Source organism: Halomonas hibernica (genome assembly GCF_013183775.1).
Taxonomy (GTDB): Bacteria; Pseudomonadota; Gammaproteobacteria; order Pseudomonadales; family Halomonadaceae; genus Vreelandella; species Vreelandella citrativorans.
This window is the reverse complement of the sequence record NZ_VIFN01000034.1, coordinates 1-2526: the sequence shown is the minus strand read 5'-3', so window position 1 is coordinate 2526 and position 2526 is coordinate 1. Positions and strand designations below refer to the sequence as shown.

The 2526-nt window shown below is 39.1% G+C and carries 2 protein-coding genes; both read left to right on the top strand.

All coding sequences use genetic code 11. The features are described from left to right. On the top strand, positions 1-2088 hold a 2088-nt coding region (locus FKN99_RS17685; protein ID WP_216658164.1), incomplete at its 5' end, for a hypothetical protein. Further along, on the top strand, positions 2085-2526 hold a 442-nt coding region (locus FKN99_RS17680; protein WP_216658163.1), incomplete at its 3' end, for a hypothetical protein. The genes FKN99_RS17685 and FKN99_RS17680, both read left to right, overlap by 4 nt.

The window sequence follows — 2526 nt, the reverse complement described above, 5'->3', positions numbered from 1 at the left end:
ATTATCGGCAGCTTAAGTGAAAACAATAAAGCATACCGCTCAAGCCTGCTTAAATTAATGTGTCAGTTTCTCCCATATCTAATGGAGCGACCCACAGAGAATGATAGTGCAATCGAAAGAAAAGCTTATCTTATTTGCGCGCACATTTGTCAAGTACATACTTACAATACCGCGCACGCTAGACTTATGCAACTTGACGTCATGCTTGGGCAAGCCTCCAAACTAGGCCTTATAAAATCGACAGATTCTCTTAAAATTAAAATTTATAATGAAGATGAATATCGTCACTACCGCAAAACTCTCATACCACACGAAATAAAGAGCAAATTGACTAGCCCTCCTCGTGCTGGAGACATCTTTTTTAATATTCTAAAACAATGCTGCACTAAAGAAATTTCCCAACGTCTCGTGGAGCACATTTCATCTAAGAAGAACCCTAAGCATCATCGCCTACCGCTATCTGAATTTTTACCAAGAATACATTCTGCTTCCGAACACTGGCATAACAATCCAGACTTAATCAGAGGTGAGCTTTCAGCATTTCGGGACAGCCTTCTCGACAAATACCAAAGGAATACTGCATATGGTATTTTTCAAAATTTAAAAAATTCATTCAGAGTCCTTATAGAGCACAACCTACTGCCGAATGAAACCGAGTTGCCCGGAAACATGAAACGTGGCGTTGCAACGCAAAGGATTCGCGCAAACAACCCAATAATATCGAAGATAGATATCTACACAAATTTACCACGACATCCTCACAAAAATTCACATGACTTCTTAGACAGCCTACAGAAGGATATTTCTCAAAATCTAAGTGAGCTTGTAATTTCAGCACAAAAGATAGTCCATGGAGAGTATGAAAAATTCCTAAGAAAACCCACAATGATAAATTTTAGCGAATGTCGCGAATTTTTGCACCACCCTCACCATTTATTAAAAGACAATCCGGACGGAAAAAGAAAGAATGGCGTTAGTCCATTTAACCCAATACGCCCCTTATATTTTGAGAACACGATTGCAGCATTGGATTTTTATTTCGATCGGCTACTGGAAAACACCCCTTTACCCAAAGTACCTTACTTAAAAAAGAAACCTGAACACTTCCCCTACCTGGGGTTGACATCCAGGATAGCTTCCGCAATGCAAATAATAATAACAGAAGAACTAGGGATTAATCCATATCCTTTGTACAGAGTAAAGATAAACAGCGATAATCGCGGCAAGGAGTATGTCCAGGTAACTAATGAAGGAACAGTGCGGTTAAGGGCTCTAAAACCAAGAGCACGAAAAATTCAAACAAAGGATGCTTATGGAAGCACGGGTGACCTGAACAAACTAGTGCCGCACGAAATAGATGCAGCTGCTTGTTTACGAATGGCTCTTGAAATGACTGCTCAATTCCGGAAAAACTTAGGCAGGAATGAGCTATGGTTATGTCTAACAAAAGATGGTGCGACGCTGCCAACTCCTGAAGCATTCCAATACCAGTTCAACAACATCTGCATAGAAACAAGGCTATCGCACCCTTCTCTACCAGATGCAACACTTAAGAAAATTCGAACATCAAAAGCAATACTCCTTTATTTATCTTCACGTGGAGATGTTTTAAAAACAGCCTCTTACTTGGGAAATAGCGTTAAAACAACTCTAGACAGATACATCCCTCCTCAGTTAACTGAATTGATATATAGGGTTAAGTTAAGGTCTTTCCAGAACATGCTACTTGTACTTGCTTCTGGCGCTGACAATGAAAGGAGCATTGCCAAAGTCTTAGACATATCGAGTGAAAGACTAGAGCATATGGCCGAAGATTTATTCAATAACCCTGACATGGGAGGAATTTTATTTGACTCCATGTCAAAAAAAGGAAATGGCACCGAGACCGAAAACAAAATTTATTTCACAGTATCTGAGAAAAATATTGCCATCGCACTTAAATATGCAAAAATAGGTAAGGATGATGAGCTTAAAGAAAAGTGCCAAACAGCAATCACCAAGATTTCTGAAGGCCCGATCTTGTTCAAGCAAATGCTCAGAAAAGCACACATAGTGATCCAGGAAGAAGCAAAAGGAGAGCAAGAATGAAGAACAAAGAAAGTGCTTTTAAAGAATTATTAGATCACAAGGAAGAAGATAACGTCATAGCTCAAGGGGATTTTCCAAAGCCCCGCTGGATGATTAATAACTCTATTAAAGATGATGTTTGGACGCTAGCTAAGACAGGTTTTCCTTTGTCCAATGAAGACAGGTCAGGAAAAACTGATAGGCTATCGTTCCATAGACTTATTGCACCTGGAGTCTACTTAACTGATTCAAGTTACATTACCCTAAAAAAAGATATCCGAAACAGCATTCTCTACTTAAACTTGATAGGAAGAATAACTCGCCCTTTACGCAGCAGAGCAATATTAATTACTGCCACAAACCTTGTGCTTCATGCAAATGAATTACGAGACAAAAATAACACCCCACTAATTATTAACCTTAGCGAGATCACACTTGATGATATAAAAGATTACTTAC